Origin of the sequence: Corynebacterium sp. HMSC27B11, assembly GCF_001815985.1 — a bacterium.
Lineage (GTDB): Bacteria > Actinomycetota > Actinomycetes > Mycobacteriales > Mycobacteriaceae > Corynebacterium.
The window spans coordinates 100,983-119,273 of sequence record NZ_KV823552.1 but is presented as its reverse complement, the minus strand read 5'-3'; the positions used below and the strand labels follow the sequence as shown (position 1 = coordinate 119,273).

At 67.6% G+C, this 18,291-nt stretch carries 15 protein-coding genes; 14 read left to right on the top strand and 1 reads right to left on the bottom strand.

Annotation, left to right across the window (positions count from 1 at the left end; genetic code table 11):
- Positions 1–14: 14 nt before the first annotated feature.
- Positions 15–116: a 30S ribosomal protein bS22 gene (locus tag HMPREF3097_RS09480; RefSeq protein WP_012359487.1), complete on the top strand. Its 102-nt coding sequence runs from the start codon at positions 15–17 to the stop codon at positions 114–116.
- Between the two features lie 186 nt (positions 117–302).
- Here the strand turns inward: HMPREF3097_RS09480 and HMPREF3097_RS04150 are convergent, their stop codons facing one another.
- Positions 303–1,124, bottom strand: a complete 822-nt coding sequence (locus HMPREF3097_RS04150; RefSeq protein ID WP_246821270.1) for an HAD family hydrolase — start codon at positions 1,122–1,124, stop codon at positions 303–305.
- A 198-nt stretch (positions 1,125–1,322) separates the two neighbouring features.
- On the opposite strand from HMPREF3097_RS04150, the gene HMPREF3097_RS04145 reads away from it, so the two are divergent.
- From HMPREF3097_RS04145 to HMPREF3097_RS04085, 13 genes are all read left to right on the top strand, one after another.
- Positions 1,323–1,574, top strand: a complete 252-nt coding sequence (locus tag HMPREF3097_RS04145; protein WP_070761139.1) for a glutaredoxin family protein — start codon at positions 1,323–1,325, stop codon at positions 1,572–1,574.
- Between the two features lie 300 nt (positions 1,575–1,874).
- Positions 1,875–3,359, top strand: coding sequence for a glutamyl-tRNA reductase (locus HMPREF3097_RS04140; RefSeq protein WP_070761138.1), 1,485 nt, complete (start codon positions 1,875–1,877; stop codon positions 3,357–3,359).
- Positions 3,349–4,299, top strand: coding sequence for a hydroxymethylbilane synthase (gene hemC, locus HMPREF3097_RS04135; RefSeq protein ID WP_070761137.1), 951 nt, complete (start codon positions 3,349–3,351; stop codon positions 4,297–4,299). The genes HMPREF3097_RS04140 and hemC overlap by 11 nt, the downstream gene beginning before the upstream one ends.
- A gap of 93 nt (positions 4,300–4,392) precedes the next feature.
- Positions 4,393–6,177 carry a bifunctional uroporphyrinogen-III C-methyltransferase/uroporphyrinogen-III synthase gene (locus HMPREF3097_RS04130; RefSeq protein ID WP_070761135.1) on the top strand — a complete coding sequence of 595 codons (1,785 nt, stop codon included), beginning with the start codon at positions 4,393–4,395 and terminating at the stop codon, positions 6,175–6,177.
- 89 nt (positions 6,178–6,266) lie between these two features.
- Positions 6,267–9,026 carry a multicopper oxidase domain-containing protein gene (locus HMPREF3097_RS04125; protein ID WP_246821268.1) on the top strand — a complete coding sequence of 920 codons (2,760 nt, stop codon included), beginning with the start codon at positions 6,267–6,269 and terminating at the stop codon, positions 9,024–9,026.
- A gap of 5 nt (positions 9,027–9,031) precedes the next feature.
- A complete protein-coding gene (locus tag HMPREF3097_RS04120) occupies positions 9,032–9,574 on the top strand; it encodes a hypothetical protein (RefSeq protein WP_070761131.1) in 543 nt (180 codons plus the stop codon).
- A 125-nt stretch (positions 9,575–9,699) separates the two neighbouring features.
- The gene (gene hemB, locus HMPREF3097_RS04115; protein ID WP_210398524.1) at positions 9,700–10,725 is read left to right on the top strand and encodes a porphobilinogen synthase; all 1,026 of its coding nucleotides are present in this window, start codon (positions 9,700–9,702) and stop codon (positions 10,723–10,725) included.
- A 73-nt stretch (positions 10,726–10,798) separates the two neighbouring features.
- A complete protein-coding gene (locus tag HMPREF3097_RS04110; RefSeq protein WP_070761125.1) occupies positions 10,799–11,722 on the top strand; it encodes an MFS transporter in 924 nt (307 codons plus the stop codon).
- Between the two features lie 9 nt (positions 11,723–11,731).
- Positions 11,732–14,539: a heavy metal translocating P-type ATPase gene (locus HMPREF3097_RS10035; RefSeq protein ID WP_070761124.1), complete on the top strand. Its 2,808-nt coding sequence runs from the start codon at positions 11,732–11,734 to the stop codon at positions 14,537–14,539.
- Positions 14,540–14,720: 181 nt separating this feature from the next.
- Positions 14,721–16,064, top strand: coding sequence for a glutamate-1-semialdehyde 2,1-aminomutase (gene hemL / locus HMPREF3097_RS04100; protein WP_070761123.1), 1,344 nt, complete (start codon positions 14,721–14,723; stop codon positions 16,062–16,064).
- A 34-nt stretch (positions 16,065–16,098) separates the two neighbouring features.
- Entirely contained in the window at positions 16,099–16,704 is a 606-nt protein-coding gene (locus HMPREF3097_RS04095) for a histidine phosphatase family protein (RefSeq protein WP_070758566.1), read from the top strand.
- 46 nt (positions 16,705–16,750) lie between these two features.
- The gene (locus HMPREF3097_RS04090) at positions 16,751–17,431 is read left to right on the top strand and encodes a TlpA family protein disulfide reductase (RefSeq protein WP_070761121.1); all 681 of its coding nucleotides are present in this window, start codon (positions 16,751–16,753) and stop codon (positions 17,429–17,431) included.
- Entirely contained in the window at positions 17,432–18,256 is an 825-nt protein-coding gene (locus tag HMPREF3097_RS04085; RefSeq protein WP_070761120.1) for a cytochrome c biogenesis CcdA family protein, read from the top strand.
- Positions 18,257–18,291: the final 35 nt, after the last annotated feature.

The following is an 18,291-nucleotide window of genomic DNA, read 5'->3' as shown; positions in this document are numbered from 1 at the left end:
GTGAGGTGCCCACGATGGGTTCTGTGATTAAGAAGCGCCGCAAGCGCATGTCCAAGAAGAAGCACCGCAAGATGCTGAAGCGCACCCGCGTTCAGCGTCGCAAGCTGGGCAAGTAAGCCGCCACCGGGCCACGCGCCCGATTCGCGGCTCGCGAGACAATTCTCGCGACGAGACGGCTGCGATGCCGCCGCACGAGCCCCAGTGGGAGCCAACCGGCCCCGCTGGGGCTTCGTGCTGTTTAAACACTGGAAGCTGGAATGCCCGCGCTGAAGGAATCCAGCGGGGCGGCGGGCGCTGGAGACCTAGCGCCGGGAGAGTGCGCCAGTGAGGGCGGGGAGGAGAAACCACCCCACCGCCCCGGCTGCCAGCATGCCCGCCGCCGTCGCGCTGGCTTCGGCCGCCAGCAGCGTGCGCTTCGGATCGTGCTTTCGGTACTCCACCGTCGGCCAGCCCCGCTCCCGGGCTGCCTCCGCCAGGCGGGGATCAGCGTTGACCGCGACGGCCCGGCCGACCAGGGAAAGCAGCGGCATGTCGTTAAAGGAATCCGAGTACGCCACGCAGCACGAAAGATCGTAGCCTTGCTGCTCCGCGAGGGCAGCCACGGCATCCCGCTTCTCGGGGCCGTGCAGGATATCTCCCACCAGCCGGCCTGTGAACCTCCCATCGGAGACTTCCGCCACCGTTCCCAACGCCCCGGTGAAGCCCAGGGCCCGGGCTATGACCTGTGCGAGCTGCACCGGTGCCGCGGTGACCAGCCACACACTGTGGCCGGCCTCCAGGTGCTCCTCGGCGAGCTCCCGGGCACCCGGGAAGATCCGCTGGGCAATCGTGCTCTCCCAGATCTCCTCCGTGAGCGCCACGACCTCGGCCTCGCTGCGGCCACGCACGATCTCGAGCGCCCGCTGCTTGCCGGAGGCGATATCCGGCTGGCTCTCGGTGCCGGAGAGGATGAACTTCGCCTGCTTCCAGGCGAAGCCCGCGATATCCCCCATGGTGAAGAAGCGCCGGGAGGCCAGCCCCAGCGCTAGCCAGAGGGAGGACGCCCCCTTGATGATCGTGTTGTCCAGGTCGAAGAATGCCGCGGTGCTGGGGTTTTGCGGAACATCCGCTTTGGGCGGGGACAACCTCAGTGTGCCGCCCGCGGCCAACCATGCCCCATGGACGGAGGCTCGGCCGCTTTCTAATTGTGTTGGGGTGACGGGGGAAAAGCTGTGTTGGCTCGGTTGGCTAGGTTGGGTCGGTTGAATGATTTGGATGGGTTCGCTGACACGGAAAGCTGTTGACTTAATCTCGCCCACGGCTACCAAGGTACCGTTGAATCCGTGACTGGTGATGAGAAGAAAACCGTGACCCTCCTGACCCGCACAACCTGCGGCTCCTGCGCCCGGGTCTGGGAGCAGATCCGCCCGGTCGTCGCGGCGAAAAACGCCACGCTGGAGCGGGTCGACGTCGACGAGGACCCGGAGCTGAAAATGGAATTCGGTGACCGCGTGCCCGTCGTCCTCATCGACGATGAGGAATTCGCCTGCTGGGAAGTCGACAACGAAGAGCTCGCGGCTGCGCTTGAGGGCTAAAACGGCAACGCGGCGTTCCACGGAACATCACAGTTGGGCTGCGCGCCGTTCCCAACGTCCCGCCCCTATAACAGTCGGCTATGCCTGTTTTGTCATTGGGGTCGGTTAAGGGATACCGTAGGTAGCTGTTAAAGAGCCGATGGCAAGCGTCGGCAGGGGAGCTGCGCCCATCAGCAGCATCTGGCTACCGACCTCGTCGGCTGCGGTGCATCACCCCACCACGGGGGAGCATTCGGCCCATCGTCGGCGGCCCCAAGACCCGGGTCCGACTCCCGGTTCGCGAGGAGGCACGCAAGACCGATGGCTGGGCACGTCCAAACCGGTTCCGCCGCCGTGCTGCTCGTCGGGCTTTCCTTCCGCTCCGCCCCGGTGTCCCTCCTCGAGCAGGTCTCCACGGTCGATAGCGACCTTCCCAAGCTGGAAAATGCCCTGCTGGATCACGACTCCCTCTCCGAGGCGCTGGTGCTGTCCACCTGCAACCGGATGGAGTTTTACACCGTCGCCAACGCCTTCCACCCCGGCCTCGACCACATCGTGGACACCATCGCCACCTACTCCGGGCTCGCCGACGGCGACCTGGAACCGCACCTCTATGTTCATTATTCGGACGCCGCGGTGGAGCACATGCTCAACGTTGCCTCCGGCCTGGACTCCATGGTGCTGGGGGAGCAGCAGATCATCGGCCAGCTCCGCGGCGCCTACGAGGAGTCGAAGGAGGCCGGTACCGTCGGGCGCACCCTCCACGACCTCACCCAGCGAGCCCTGCGTACCGGCAAGCGCGTCCACAGTGAGACGGAGATCGACTCCGCCGGCTCCTCGATGGTGAGCTTCGCCCTCGACCAGGCGCTGACCGTGCTGGGGATCCCGGAGGCCAGCAGCGACGCGTTGAGCGGGCGCCGCGCCGTCGTCATCGGTGCAGGCGCGATGGCCTCCCTCGCATCCTCCCACCTGGGCCGCCTCGGCATCGAGCACGTGACCGTCGCGAACCGCACCGTCGACCGCGCCGAGCAACTGGCCTCCCACGCGGTGGAGGCTGGTGTGCCGGCCCGTGGCATCGGCCTGGACGAACTGCCCGCGGCGCTGACGGGGGCGGACATCGTCGTCTCCGCGACGGGTGCGGTGGGAACCGTCGTCAGTGCGACGGACATCAAGGCCGCGCAACAGGTCCGCGAGGGTCGTCAGCAGGTGCTCATCGACCTGTCCATGCCCCGCGACATCGAGCAGGCCACGGCCGACGTGCCGGGGGTTGCGCTGCTCAACATCGAAGAGCTCACCGGGATGACCGAGGACACCATCGAGGACGAGGACGCCGCCCGCGGCATCGTCGCCGAGGAGCTCGAGGGATTCCTTGAGCAGCAGCGCGCCCAGGCTGTCGTCCCCACCGTCAAGGCCCTGCGTCAGCAGGCGATGGACGCGCTCAGCAACGAGATGCTCGCGCTGCAGCGCCAGACGCCGGGGATGTCCGACGAGGACCGCGAGGCCGTGAACCGCTCGATGCGCCGCCTCGTGGAGAAGCTGCTGCACACCCCGACGGTGCAGGCCAAGAAGCTCTCCGCGGCGGGTCAGTCCGTCAGCTACCCAGATGCCCTGGCTGCGCTGTTCAACCTGCCGACCGGCATGACTCAGCAGGTCAGCGCGGTGAAGGGCGCGAAGGCGGGCAGTGGGCAGCGGAAGCAGCAGAAACCGCAAGAAAATCGAGTATCCACCGCGCGGGCCGTGTACCGCACGACCTACCAGGACCTGACTCAGGCCTCGACCCCAGGAGGGAAAGACGATGACCGATAACCGCCGTTTGCTCGTCGGTACGCGTGGCTCCACGCTGGCTACTACCCAGGCAGGCCATGTCCGCCAGGGCATGATCGACGCCGGCTACGAGGCCGAGCTCCACATCGTCCACACCCCGGGGGATGCCTCCCAGGCCTCCCAGATCCCGGTCGCGAAGGTCGGCGTGGGCGTGTTCACCGAGACGCTGCGCACCGCGCTGGATGAGCGCGAATGCGATGTGGCGGTGCACTCCTTCAAGGACTTGCCGACCGCCCCGGACGCCCGCTTCCGTGCGGTGGTTCCGAAGCGCGTGGACTCCCGCGAGGTTCTGATCAGCGTGGATAACAAGAAGCTGATGGAGCTGCCAGAAGGAGCGAAGGTCGGCACCTCCGCCCCGCGCCGCGTCTCTCAGCTGCGCGCCCTGCGCCCGGACCTGCAGATCCTGCCGCTGCGCGGGAACATCGGCACCCGCATGGGCCGGGTCGGCGACGACCTGGACGCCGTGATTCTCGCTCGCGCCGGGCTGGAGCGCGTTGGCTGGCTGGATAAGGCCGCTGAGTCCATCGACCCGGAGCTTATCCTGCCCGCCCCGGCACAGGGCGCGCTGTGCGTGGAGGTCCGCGCGGACGATGAGGAGGCCTGGAACTCCGTGGCCGCCCAGAACCACATTCCGAGCTATGCCTGCGTGGTCGGCGAGCGCACCGTGCTCTCCACCCTGGAGGCGGGCTGTTCCGCCCCGGTGGCCGCACACGCGACCCTTAACGAAGAGCAGAATCAGTTGACTGTCACCGGTGGTGTGTTCGCCATCGACGGCTCCCGCAAGCTGCTGGAGACCCGCACCGTGAACATTGACCTGGCGGGCGACTGGCGTGCGGCTGCCGCCGGCGTCGGCGCCCAGATCGGCCGGGTCCTGCTGGACGCCGGAGCCGCAGAACTCGTGGCGGAGGCCCGCGAGAGCTAAAAGTGGGCTTGCGGAACCCCGGGGTGGGGTACCGCGAGCCGCCTCACCCCGCCACCCGAAAGAGCGTTCCCCTCGGAACTGCCCCGAAATGACATGGAAAAGATCAGTATGACTACCTCCGGACTTACCCCGCAGGGGACAGGCCGCGTCCTGTTCGTTGGTGCCGGCCCCGGAAATCCGGAATTGCTGACCGTTCGCGCCCAGAAGGCCCTGGAGAGCACCGCCCACGCGTGGGTGGACCCCGACGTCCTGGAAGGTGTGCGTGCCCTGGTTGGGGCCCAGGTGCCCGTCCCGCAGCACAAGATCGATGCCGCTGAGGCCGAGTGGCAGGCCAGGGTCGCCGCGGCGAAGGAGGCGGGAGCCCGCCGGAAGCCGCCCCGTCCCGCGCCGCCGACCGCCGCTGAGATCCGGATCGCCGCGCCCTTCGTCGGGGAAGGCGCAGTGGCAGAAGGGGAGGCCGAGCCCGTCCAGCAGCTGACCGCGAGCCAGATCGCCGAGGAGATGGTAGCGCTGGCCCGCGAGGGCGAGGACGTCATCCGCCTGGTGGCTGGCAACCCGCTGTCCAACCAGGCCGTGATGTTGGAGCTCCAGGAGGTCGCGAACCTGGGTGTGGACTTCCAGGTCGTCCCTGGCATGACGGGGTCTGTCGCGGTGCCCGCGTTCACGGGCATCGGCGTCGGTTCGGACTTCACGGAGGCCGACGTGCGTGGCGGGGCGGACTGGGACCAGCTAGCCTCCGCGGGGCTGCCTCTGATCCTCACCGCCGCGCCGAGCGACCTGGCCACCATCGCCACCGAGCTGAAGGAACGCAACATCCCGGGCTCGACCGCGGCCACCGTCACCCTGCACGGCACGACCCGTAAGCAGCGCAGCTACGACGTCACCCTGGACACCCTGAAGTCTGTTGCAGCGGCCTCCGGGCCTGCGGCGAAGGAAGGCGAGCTGCCGGAGCAGCTGCTGGTCACGATCGGCTCCCAGGCCGGCAACCGCAGCAAGTACTCCTGGTGGGAGAACCGCGCCCTCTACGGTTGGACCGTGCTGGTGCCGCGCCCGAAGGCGCAGGCCGCCCCGATGAGCACGCGCCTGGCGAGTCATGGCGCGATTCCCGTGGAGGTGCCGACGATCTCCGTCGAGCCGCCGCGCACCCCGGCGCAGATGGAACGCGCCATCAAGAACCTCGTGGATGGTCACTACCACTGGGTGGTCTTCACCTCCGTCAATGCGGTGAAGGCGACCTGGGAGAAGCTCCAGGACTTCGGCCTGGACGCCCGCGCTCTGGCTGGTGTGCGGGTGGCCGCGGTGGGTCCGAAGACGGCCAGCGCGGTGCAGGCCCTGGGCATCACCCCGGAGCTGTTGCCCAAGGACGACGCCCGCAATGCCTCCGGTATCGTCGACGTGTTCCCGGCCCGCGATCCGGACCTGGACCTGGTCGACCGGGTGCTGCTGCCGCGCGCGGATATTGCGACGGAGGTGCTGGTCGAGGGGCTGTTGAAGCTGGGTTGGAAGGTTGACGACGTCGTCGCCTACCGCACCGTCCGCGCCGCCCCGCCGGCACCGGAGATCCGAGACATGATCAAGTCCGGCGGCTTCGACGCGGTGTGCTTCACCTCCTCTTCGACCGTGAAGAACCTGGTGGGCATCGCTGGTAAGCCACACTCGCGCACCATCATCGCCTGCATCGGCCCGATGGCTGCCCAGACCGCCCGGGAACACGGGCTGCGGGTGGACGTCATGCCGGAGGTCGCCGGCGTTCCGGAGCTGGTGGATGCCCTGGCCGCCCACGTGGCGGACCTGCGAGCGAAGGGGCAGCTGCCACCGCCGCGCAAGCGTCGTCGCCGTCGGAAGAAGACGAGCGAGCAGAACGCAACGGCGAAGTAGGGGGAGAAGCCATGACACCCGTCGGCACGTGATGCCGGCGGGTTTGCGCGTCCCAGTAAGCTAGAAACATGGGAAAAGGAGTATCTGGGATGCATGATAGTCGGCGGTCGTGGCACCGGCGGGCCGGGCGCCCGGTCAACATTTGGCTGAGTCTCCTGCTGGTCGCCGGGTTCGTGCACCCCGCTTTGCCCGAATACCGCTGGGTGCTCATCCACCTGCTGACCTTGGGTGCGGTGACCAACTCCATCGTCGTGTGGTCCCAACGCTTCACCGAACAGCTGCTAGACCAGCGATGCCCGGATTCCGCTCGGCCGCGCCAGCTGAGGCGCATCTGGGTGCTCAACACAGGTATTGCGTTGACGATGATCGGTCAGCTCGGCAAGGGGGCCGAAGGTGCTTTCGATGCCGCGTTAACGATCGCGCACAGCATCACCGTCGCTGGTGCTGCGATCGTGGGGCTGAGCTTGTGCTCGCACGCACTAAGCCTGCTGCGGCAGGCTCGCACAGCCCGGGCACACATGGAGCACAGCCTGCCGCTGGTGCCCGTCAGCGCATATATTCTTGCAGCCCTGTTCCTACCGATTGGCGCGATCGCGGGCGCACTCCTGGCAGTGGGCATGTCCTCACCGTGGCAAGAACGCCTCCTGCTGGCACACACCGCGGTGAACGTGCTGGGCTTTTTGGGCTTTGCTGCGTCCGCCAGCCTGACATTCCTCGCCCCGCAACTGCAGAGCGCGCTGGACAGCGACAAGACACGCGACGGACGTCCTGGGGTGGGGCATGCGGCTCGGCGGCTGTGGGGCGTGATCATCCTGCAGGGGATTGGAGTCCTCAGCATCGGCGGTGGCGCGCTCCTTGACCAGCGCTTCGTGGTCCTTGGCGGGCTTGTCGCTTATGTGGCCGCCTGGGGGATCCTGTTGTCTACCTATGCCCCAGCGGTTCTGCAGGGGATCTTTAATGGGAACGCACCGGTGTTTGCGGGCGTAGCCATGGTGGCTGCCCCGCTGTGGCTCATCGGCGGCCTGCTGTGGCTCGCAGGTCAGATCGCCATCGGCACCCCGGCCAGCGAGGCCACGCTGCCAACGCTGGCGTTGACCGTGGGCTTTGCGGCCCAGCTGTTGCTGGGGGTGATGAGCTATCTGCTGCCGACCACGATTGGTGGCCCACGCCCCGCCGTTACCGCGGGGCTGAAGGCTTTGGATTGGGCTGGACCATTCCGCACGGTGCTGCTGAACCTGGGTTTGGCGGTGTGGCTGCTGCCGATCAGTAGCTGGCTGAAGGTTGCCGTGTCGGTGCTGACCCTCCTGCCACTCGCTCTCGTGGTGCCCCTGATTCCTAGGGCGGTTAAGGCTCAAGGCGCACGCCTGGCGGCCATCGCGCGTGGGCGCCGAGAGACAGTGGCCGAGCGCCCCGAGAACGAGCCCGCAGAGCAACCCGACGAGGCAACCACAGGGGTGTCAGAAAACCGCGAGAACCCGGTGGGCAGCACACGGCGCGGTGGCGTCGCCGAAGTAGCCGCTGCCATCGCGACGATTGCCCTGGTGCTCGCCAGCGGGGCAGCTCTTGGGGGATCCGGTGGTGCCACGAACACGACCGCCGACTCGCAGATCGTCCCCACGGGCAACACCGTGCGGGTGGAGGTGTCCGCCAAGGGCATGGCCTTCCACCCCGACAGTGTCACCGTAGAACCCGGCGACAAACTCGAACTCGTGCTCACCAACGATGACAAGCAGGACCACGACCTGAAACTCGCAACCGGGGCCGAAACGGGGCGCGTGTCCCCGGGCGACACTCGTGTGCTCGACGCCGGAATCATCAGCGCGGACGTGGAAGGGTGGTGCACCATTGCGGGGCACCGCATGCAGGGCATGACCTTCATGGTCCACACCAGCGGCGATGGCGATGCGTCACAGACTTCCGGCGGAGGAACCCGGTCGGGACACACTGCTCATGGTGCCGGCTCCGGGAGCCCAGGCGAGGAAATCCCCGATACACCGCTCGACCCGGCCTGGATGCGGGACCCGGAACTCGCACCGGCGAGCGCGAACCGCACCCACCGGATCACGATCGACGTCCAGCAGGTCCAGGGAACCCCGCACGAAGGCGGAGCCACCCGCGGTTGGTGGACCTTCAACGGCAAACCGATGGGACCAACCCTGCGTGGCAAGGTCGGGGATACCTTCGAAATCGTGCTGAAGAACTCCGGCACGATGAACCACTCCATCGACTTCCACGCGGGCATCGTCTCCCCGGATGAACCCATGCGAGACATCGCCCCGGGGGAGCAGCTGACTTACCGTTTCACTGCAGATAACGCCGGGATTTGGATGTACCACTGCGCGACAATGCCGATGAGCTTGCACGTGGCGGCCGGCATGTTCGGCGCAGTGATCATCGATCCGCCGGACTTGGATCCGGTGGACAAGGAGTTCCTGCTGGTGCAGTCGGAGGTCTACGGCCTGGACTCAGACTCGGAGCAGCCGGTAGACGAGGAGCTCCTGCAGGCCGCCCAACCGAGCGCGGTGGTGTTTAACGGGCTGGAGAACCAGTACGTTCAGTCCCCGTTGCGCCTGGAGCCAGGGCAGCGGGCACGGTTCTGGTTGCTCAACGCTGGCCCGAATATCGCCGAGAGTTTCCATATCGTGGGGACGCAATTCCCGGTGATGTACAAGGAGGGCGCCTACACAGTGCGTAATCAGCCTTCCGGTGCTGGGCAGGCGCTCGACCTTCAGCCCGCACAGGGTGGATTCGTGGAGGCGGAATTCCCGGAGGCGGGGACGTACACCTTCGTCAACCACCGTTTTGTGGACGCCGAACGCGGCGCGACGGGGCATGTTGTGGTGAAGTAGGGGCCATGGCAGCAAAGAAGAAGCACGGCGGTTCCAGCCCAGCTGGCGGCACACCGCCGCAGGACACCCGCAACGTGGTCCCAGTGCGAGCTCTTACGGACTTCGACGGTCTTCCGGAGGCTTTCGCCCAGGGTGAGGACGCCCCGATCCTCGCGACGAGCGCGTGGGGCGGAGCCAAGGGGCAGAAACAGCAGATCGGACTGGTGGCCTGGGGTGAGCTGCCCGCGGTGAACGCGGCGGACCCGTTTGTGATCGCCAGCCCGCACGTGCCCAGCGAGGTTCGGCTGTACGTCCGCGGCGAGGTGGGCACCCCGGACTTCAAGGAGCCGCGCGAGCCACTGCTCATCGCGGAGGCCGGCGAGGCGCGCGCCGGGGCCGAGGTGCGGCGCACGCTGCTCGGAACGATGATCCATCCGCCGGCGGAGCTGCTCGCTGAGGTGGAAGGTTCGGCGGGGCTGCGGGCCACCGTCGAGGCCCTGTGGATCACGGAGGACGGCGACGAGACCGTGACCTGGGCCGTGCGCCTATCCGAGGACACAGCCGAATAAAAACCCGTCCAGGAGGCTCAGCCGGCACCGGGAATCCCTGCGCAGCCGTCGGCGCCGCACAGCCTGCCAGAGCGCGATGGGCAGAGGCAACGGTGGTGTCTGCCCCGTGGCGTACCATCGGTGCTATGTCTGAATCCGCACAGAATTCCCAGCTGCAGTTCAATATTCCCCGCCGCCCGCGCCGCCTGCGCACCAACCCGGTGATGCGCGATTTCACGGCGGAGACCAGCCTGAACCCGAGCCAGCTCGTCCTGCCGATGTTCGTTGCGGACGGCCTGACCGAGGCCAAGCCAATCAGCTCCCTGCCTGGGGTCTACCAGCACACCACCGACTCTCTGCTGCGTGCCGTGGAGGAAGCCGCGGAGGCGGGAGTGGGCTCCATCGACCTCTTCGGTGTCCCGCTGGACGAGGATAAGGACGCCACCGGCTCAGTGGGGGTGGACCCGGAGGGGATCTTGAACAAAAACCTCCGTGCGATCCGTAAGGAATTCGGCAACGACATCCTCGTCATGGCCGATACCTGCCTCGATGAATTCACCGACCACGGCCACTGCGGGGTGCAGGGCGAGGACGCTTTTGGCCAGCAGATCGTGGACAACGACGCCACCCTGGAGCAGTACGCCGCCCTCGCGGTCGCCCAGGCGGACGCCGGCGCTCACATCGTTAGCCCGTCCGGAATGATGGATGGCCAGGTCGCGGTCATCCGCGCGGCCCTGGACGCCTCCGGCCACGAGGACGTCTCCATCATGGCCTACTCCGCGAAGTACGCCTCCGCCTTCTACGGCCCGTTCCGCGAGGCCGTCGGCTCCAGCCTGACCGGCGACCGCCGCACCTATCAGCAGGACCCCCGCAACCGCCGGGAATCCCTGCTGGAGACCCAGATGGATATCGACGAGGGCGCGGACATGGTGATGGTCAAGCCCGCGATGCCGTACCTGGACGTGCTGCGGGAGGTCGCGGACATGTCCCCGGTTCCGGTGGCCGCTTATCAGGTGTCCGGTGAATATGCGATGATCAGTGCAGCAGCCCAGAACGGTTGGATCGATCTGGAGCCGGCGATCATGGAGTCCCTGACGGGGATTCGCCGCGCCGGTGCGGACATCATCCTGACCTATTGGGCAACGACCGTCGCGAAGATGCTGCGCGGCTAGCCGAAGGATGTGCCGACAATCCCGCTGATTGTCGGCATGTATTTTCTCCCCACGACCCCTTGATCTGCGATTTATGAGCAATTCTTCTTCTCCCACTCCCTCCGGGCAGTCCCGTCCGCCGCGGCCGCGCGGCCAGCAGGGCCGGCAATGGGAGGCCAGCCCCGATAACGGGCACATCCCCGGCTACCCCAAGCCGGAGGACGGCGGCCCGGTCGGGCCCGGTTGGAACAACCCTCAGGGGCGGGACAATCAGTGGCAGTCTGGCAATGGCTCTAAGAATCAGGGAAGCCCGAACCCGGGCATGCCCCCGGAGCTGCCGAAGCCACCGAAGGTGGGCCGCCCGGATGGCCTGGCGCCGAGCCTCAAGGGGGCCCCGGAGAACGTCCGCCTGGGCGTGCGCGCCTGGCTGGCGGTCAGCGGCCTGCAGATCTTCTACGCCCTGGTCCAGTTCGCCGCGAACTTGAGCGACGACCGCGACCTGCGCCGCACCGTCACCAAGACGATTGAGGAGGGGGCCGGTGTTCCCGACGAGGTGACGGAGAACGTCTCCATCGACACCCTCGTCCTGGGGACGAATGCCCTGACGACCGCCTGGCTCATCATCGCGGCCCTGATCTGCGCGTGGCTCACGCTGCGCGCCGGGCGAGGCGCGGTGTATTCCCGCATGTTCCTCAACGTGGGCTCGGTCTACCTCATGCTCACCGCGGTGCTGATGAGCCTGTCCTCCGGGCCATCGACGATGGCGGTCGGCTTCGTCCTCGCCCTCGGCGTGCTCAGCATCCTGGCCGGCGTGACCGCGGGCGTGGGCATGTGGTTCATGTCCCGCCCCGGTAACGAGGAGTGGTTCGGCATCCCGAGCCGCGAAGAGGTCGAGCGCTATGCCGAGGAATACGAGCAGGCCCGCCGCGAGCGCGATAAGCACAAGAGTGGAAAGAAGCGTCGCATCCCCTGGGGGAAGTCCCAGGATGAGAGTGCCGATAGCGAAGATAAGGCCTAAGCTGAGCCGATGGCGGGAAAATTCTCCACACCCCAACCCGGGCGGGGCGACGACATCCAGGAACTCGACCTGGCGATCGCGCAGGCCCGCAGCGCGGCCGAAGCGGCCGGCGTGGACGTCGAAAAGTACGACGCCGAAGAACACAGCAACGTGCTCAGCACGGGCAACGGACTTTCGTCCTACGCCTTCCACCTGGAAAACCTGGAGTCGGCGGCGCAGGCGACCTCCCTGGAGTACGAGCTCAACGCCATCGACGGGGTCGAGGCAGTGGTCGTGTACTCCGCCAACATGGTGTGGATCTCCGCGCTGGATAGCGTGCGGCCCGACGAGGTGCAGCGCCACCTCGAGGACGCCGGGATCCGCGGGCATCTCACCGCCTCCTCGCTGCGCCGCCGCGCCACGCGACTGACGAAGCAGGACCCGCGCATCCGGTCCCGCCGCGAATCCGCCCGCGAGCGTGCCATCATGGCCGCCCGGCGCCGCAAGGAGGGTGCGGGGGCGCGCCGCCGTGGGGAGGCCCGCGCCGGTGAGGTGCTGCACACCGCCCGCGAGCTGGTGACCGCCTGGCGGCTCATCATCGCGGTCGTCTTCGGCCTGCCTGTCGTGGCGATGCAGATGATCCCCTCCCTGCAGTTCGACTGGTGGCAGTGGGTCTGCCTGGCGCTGTCCACGGTCGTCGTCGGCTGGTCGGCCTGGCCCTTCCACCGCGCGATGGTCGCCGGTGTGCGCCGCAGCATGTCCGCCCTCGACGGGGCGAGCAGCCTAGCGATCCTGCTGGCCTACGGCTTCTCCGTGCTCTCCCTGATCACGACCTCCGCCTCCGACCCGACGTGGCGGGCCAACACCGTGTGGCTGGCCCGCACCTGGTCGGATCCGAGTTTCGAGGGTGCGATCTTTTTCGACGTCGCGTGCGGCGTGACGATCCTGCTGCTCTTCGGTCGCCTCCTTTCCCGGCGGAACCAGATCCGCACCCGGGCCGTGCTGGCGGTGCTGCAACCGCCGAAGAACGAGCCGATCACCGTCATTCGGAAGAACAAGTCGGAGAAGAAGGTCATCTCCACCGCGGAGATCAGGCGCGGCGACGACGTCCTGCTGGAAACGGGAATGACGTGCCCGGTGGACGGCGAGGTTATCAGCGGCCGCGGCGTCGTGGACATGGGGCCGGTCGGGGGAGTGGACCGCAAGAAGGAGCTCGTGGTCGGCGACCGGATTTACGCCGGGGCGACGAATCACGGGCAGACGCTCAAGGTGCGCGCCTACGCCACTGGCTCGCACACCCGCCTGGCCGCGATGGGGCGCTGGTTCACCCACGCCGCGCAGGACGAGAACCGGATGGCGCAGATCACCAACCGCTCGGCCGGCCTGCTGGTGCCGTGGGCTTTTGCCATCGCGGTGGTGAACTTCTGCATGTGGCTGATCTTCAACGGCTCCCTAGACGCGGCCGTGGCGACCAGCCTCTCCGTCCTCGCGGCGGTGGGCCCGGTGGCGCTGGCACTCTCCGCGCCTCTGGCCCTGCGCCTGGGCCTGGCTCGGGCGGCGAATTACGGCATGTTGCTGCGCGATAGCGCGACGATCCATCGGCTCTCCGGCGTGGACTCGATCATCTTCAACCGGCTGGGCACGCTCACCCGGGCACCGATGAACGTGGTGAACCTGACGGTCGCGCACGGGGAGCACCCGGAGCTGGTGCTGCGCGTCGCGGCCTCGCTGATGATGGAGTCCGAGCACGCGGTCTCCAAGGCGATCGTCCGCGCGGACCGCGAGACCCGCGACGCGAACTCCGGCTTCGACACCATCCCCGTGTGGCTGGAAACCGGCGAGGTGAAGGTGAACGCCGAGGGCACGTTTGTGGGTTCCATCGACGTCCCGGTCCCGCCGAAGGGGAAGGACTATAAGGACGTGGTGCGCCGCGACCGGCACGAGCTGCCGGCCTCCCCGGAGCTGACGGATGACGAGAACGTCCGTCGCGTCACCGCCCGGGTCTGGCGACCAAAGGACCTGGGCGAGGTGCGCGACCCGCACCTGGCCTCCGCGGCGCTGTCCGGTGGCAGCCCCGTCGTCGTGTCCTGGAAGGGTAAGGACCGCGGCGTCATCAACGTCGCCGATGCTTTTAAGGACGACGCCGCCCTCGCGATCGAGGAGCTGGAATCGATGGGTGTGGAGACGCTGATGATGTCCCGCGACATGTACCCGGTTGCCCGCCACCTGGCGGATTCCATCGGGGCGTCTACCGTGCTGGCCGGCGTGGTGCCGGGCAAGAAGGCCAAGGCCGTGCGCGGCGTGCATGCCCGCGGGCACCGGGTAGCGATGGTGGGCGATCAGGATTCGATCGGCGCGCTGCGGGTGGCGGATGTCGGCATCCTCATGGGGTCCCCGAGCCGGACGGAGGCCGATAGCGCGGACGTGGTCCTGCTTCGGGACGACGTCATGGCGATCCCCACCCTGATTAACTTCGTCCGCCACGTGCGCAACACCGTGGACTGGAATGTGTGGCTGGCCTGGGCGTATAACGCTATCGCGATCACCCTGGCTGTGGCGGGCGTGATGAACCCGATGGCCGCCACGGTGGTCATGCTGCTGAGCTCCACCATGATCGAGTGGCGCAGCTCCCGCATCCTGCGGCACAACTACAACGCCGCCACGATGCGGCACACGCACACCTGGCAGGGCTGGGTCGAGCGGCTGCGCAGCCGCCGGGAGCGCCGCCGTCGCGCGGAGCAGCGCGAGCAGTTCGTGGAGAGCGCACGCCTGAACGCCACGGAGGATGGCCGGGAGCTGCAGGAGCACATCACCGGCCCCGGCGTCGCCGGTCGCTAGGGGTCGAGATATTCGCGCACCGGGGTGAACAGCCGCGCCCGGCGCAGTCGGCTTGCTAGGCCAGAAGCCTGCTCACCAGGCGGGCCCACGGGCCGGCAGGGGTGTCCGGGGCCATCGGTAGGATGAGAGCGTAGTGCATTAAACCGACGATGAATCTTCACAAGAAAGGGCGATGTAGGCGATGGCTTCGACCAACACCAACGTCAACGCGGCAGCCGAGGAGCGCCACCACGAGAGTGCGGCGGCGATGGAGCGGGCACGCCGCTTCATCCCAGGGGGTGTGAACTCCCCGGTGCGCGCCTTCGGCTCGGTCGGTGGAACCTCCCCCTTCATCACCTCCGCCTCCGGCTCCCAGCTGCAGGATGCCGATGGCCTCAGCTACGTGGACCTGGTGTGCTCCTGGGGGCCGATGATCCACGGGCACGCCCACCCGGAGATCGTCGAGGCCGTGAAGTCGACCGCCTCCCGCGGCCTGTCCTTCGGCGCCCCGACCTCCCTGGAGGTCGACCTGGCTGAGGAGATCGTCAACCGCACGAGCGTGGAGAAGGTCCGCCTGGTCAACTCCGGCACCGAGGCCACCATGTCCGCCGTGCGCCTGGCCCGTGGCTTCACCGGTCGCGACAAGATCCTGAAGTTCGAGGGCTGCTACCACGGCCACGTGGACTCCCTGCTCGTCGCCGCCGGCTCTGGCGTGGCCACCTTCGGCCTGCCGGACTCCCCGGGCATCACCAAGGCCGCCGCCAGCGACACCGTCGTGGTGCCGTACCGCGACATCGAGGCCGTCAAGAAGGCATTTGCGGAGAACGAGGGCCAGATCGCCGCCATCATCACCGAGGCCACCCCGGGCAACATGGGCACCGTTTCCTCCATCACCGCGGACGGCACCAGCTTCAACGCCCAGCTCAAGGAGATTGCGCACGCCAACGGCGCGCTGCTCATCGTCGACGAGGTCATGACCGGCTTCCGCGTGGGCTACCAGGGCTGGTTCGGCAAGGACGGCGTGGCCGGCGACCTCACGACCTTCGGCAAGGTCGTCTCCGGTGGTCTGCCCGCCGCCGCCTTCGGTGGCCGCGCCGAGATCATGGACCACCTGGCCCCGGTCGGCCCGGTGTACCAGGCCGGCACCCTCTCCGGTAACCCGGTCGCGATGGCCAGCGGGCTGGCGTCGTTGAAGCTGGCGGACGAGGAGGCCTACCGCACCCTGGACGCCAACGCCGAGCGCCTGATCGGGCTGATCACCGAGGCGCTGGACCGCGAGTCCGTGGAGCACCACATCCAGCGCGCTGGGACGATGTTCTCCGTGCGCTTCGCGGACGGCGAGGGCACCAACTTCGAGGAGATGAAGGCCGCGGAGACTTTCCGCTACCCGGCCTTCTTCCACGAGCTGCTGGACAACGGCATCTTCGCCCCGCCGAGCGTGTTCGAGACCTGGTTCGTCTCCACCGCGCTGACGGACGCGGACTTCGAGCGTTTCGAGGCCGCCCTCGTGCCAGCCGCGAAGGCAGCCGCCGCCGCGGAGGCTTAGGCGCAGGCCGGGTCGGCCGGTAAGCTCGACAAGCATGACAACCATCGTGCATTTGGTTCGCCACGGCGAGGTCCACAACCCAGATCGGATCCTCTACGGTCGCCTCCCCGGCTACCGGCTTTCCGCCCGGGGCGAGAACATGGCTCATGCCACGGCCGCCGACCTGGCCGACCACCACGTCACCCACCTGGTGGCCTCCCCGCTGCAGCGCGCACAGGAGACGGCCCGGCCCTTCGCCGAGAAACTCGGCCTGGAGATCCAGACCGATGAGCGGGTCATCGAGGCGGGTAACGACCTCGAAGGTCTGCATATCAAGGGGGTGCGCTCCGCGCTGTGGAATCCCAAGCGCTGGCACATGCTGCGCCGCCCGGCCGAGCCGAGTTGGGGTGAGCCCTATACCGAGATCCGCGACCGCATGTGGGAGGCCGTGGAATCCGCCCGCGCTGCCGCCCGTGGCTCCGAGGCCGTGATCGTGAGCCACCAGCTGCCGATCGTGATGATCCAGCGCGATGTGCGCGGCCAGAAGCTGGCCCACAACCCGGCCGCCCGCCAGTGCAACCTCGCCAGCGTGACCTCCCTGATCTTCGAGGGCAAGGAGCTGGTGGACATGATCTATTCCGAGCCCGCAGCCGATATTTAACGGGTCGCAACCCGAGCGAATAGCAGCAGAAAGGTAGGTAGGTCCCATGTCGCGACGAGGCGCCCATCTGAGGAGCACCCGTCCCAATCTCCGCTCGCGCAGCCGCGCCGCACTGGCCGCGCTGCTCACCGCCGCCATCTCCCTCGGCGGGCTCACCGCCTGCGGGGAGGGCGCCACCGGCGACGATGCCGTCGCGGTCGGTGGCACCTTCGAATTCGTCTCCCCAGGGGGGCAGACCTCCATCAGTTACCCGCAGGAGGAGCGCAAGGAAGTCGCCAACCTCACCGGCGAGTCCCTGATGGAGGAAGGCGAGCAGATCAACCTGGAGGACTATGCCGGCAAGGCCGTCGTCCTGAACACCTGGGGCCAGTGGTGCGGGCCGTGCCGCTCCGAGGCGGATGACCTGGAGCGCGTCCACGAGAAGCTGGAAAAGCGCGGCGACGGCACCGTCTTGGGCATCAACGTCCGCGACTCGTCGCGGGAGAAGCCGAAGAACTTTGTGCGCACCTACGGCATCACCTACCCCTCCATCTACGACCCACCGTTCAAGTCCGCGCTGCGGCTGGGCGGTATCCCGGCGTCCGTCGTCCCGACGACCATCGTGCTGGATAAGCAGCACCGTCCGGCCCACATCTTCCTCAAGGAAATCACCGACGATGAACTGTGGAAGGTCCTGGAGCCGATCCTCGACGAGGATGACGGCGCCGGGGCCGGGGAGGGTGCTTAAGTGCTGAGCCCGGAGCAGGCTGTGTTGACCCTCGCTGCGGGGGATATCGGCCAGCGTTTCGCGGATACGGTCTCCGCCGGTCCGCTCGTTCTTGCGATGCTGGCAGCCGCGCTGGCGGGCCTGGTCTCCTTCGCCTCGCCGTGTGTGATCCCGCTGGTGCCGGGCTATATCTCTTATCTCGCGGGCGTGGTCGGCGCGGATACCGAGTTCACCGAGCAGGGCACGAAGGTCGCGAATAAAAGGGGACGCGTGGGCGCTGCGGCGCTGCTGTTCGTCGCCGGTTTCACCGTGATCTTCCTGCTCGCCACGGTCACGGTCTTCGGCCTGATCAGCACCCTGAGGATCAACCAGCAGCTGCTCATGCGCATCGGTGGCGCGGTGACGATCCTCATGGGCGTGGTCTTCATGGGCTTCATCACCCCGCTGCAGGCCGATACCCGGATGGCGCCGAAGCGCTGGACGACCCTGGCGGGAGCCCCGCTGCTCGGCGGGATCTTCGCGTTGGGCTGGACGCCCTGCCTGGGCCCCACACTCGCGGCGATCATCTCCGTCTCCGCGGGCACCGAGGGCACGACCGCCGCGCGCGGGGTGCTGCTGATCATCGCCTACTGCATCGGCCTGGGCCTGCCGTTCATCCTGCTGGCCTTGGGCTCGCGCCGGGCGCTGGCGGGTGTTGGCTTCCTGCGCCGCCATTCCCGCCGCATCCAGGTGGCCGGCGGCATCCTCCTGGTGATTGTTGGAATTTTGCTGCTCACCGGGCAGTGGGCAATATTTGTGGAGTGGGTTCGGGACGCGTTCATCAGTGATGCAACGTTGCCGATCTAACGGGTGCGTAGAGCGTGTGCGAAAACAACGTGAAA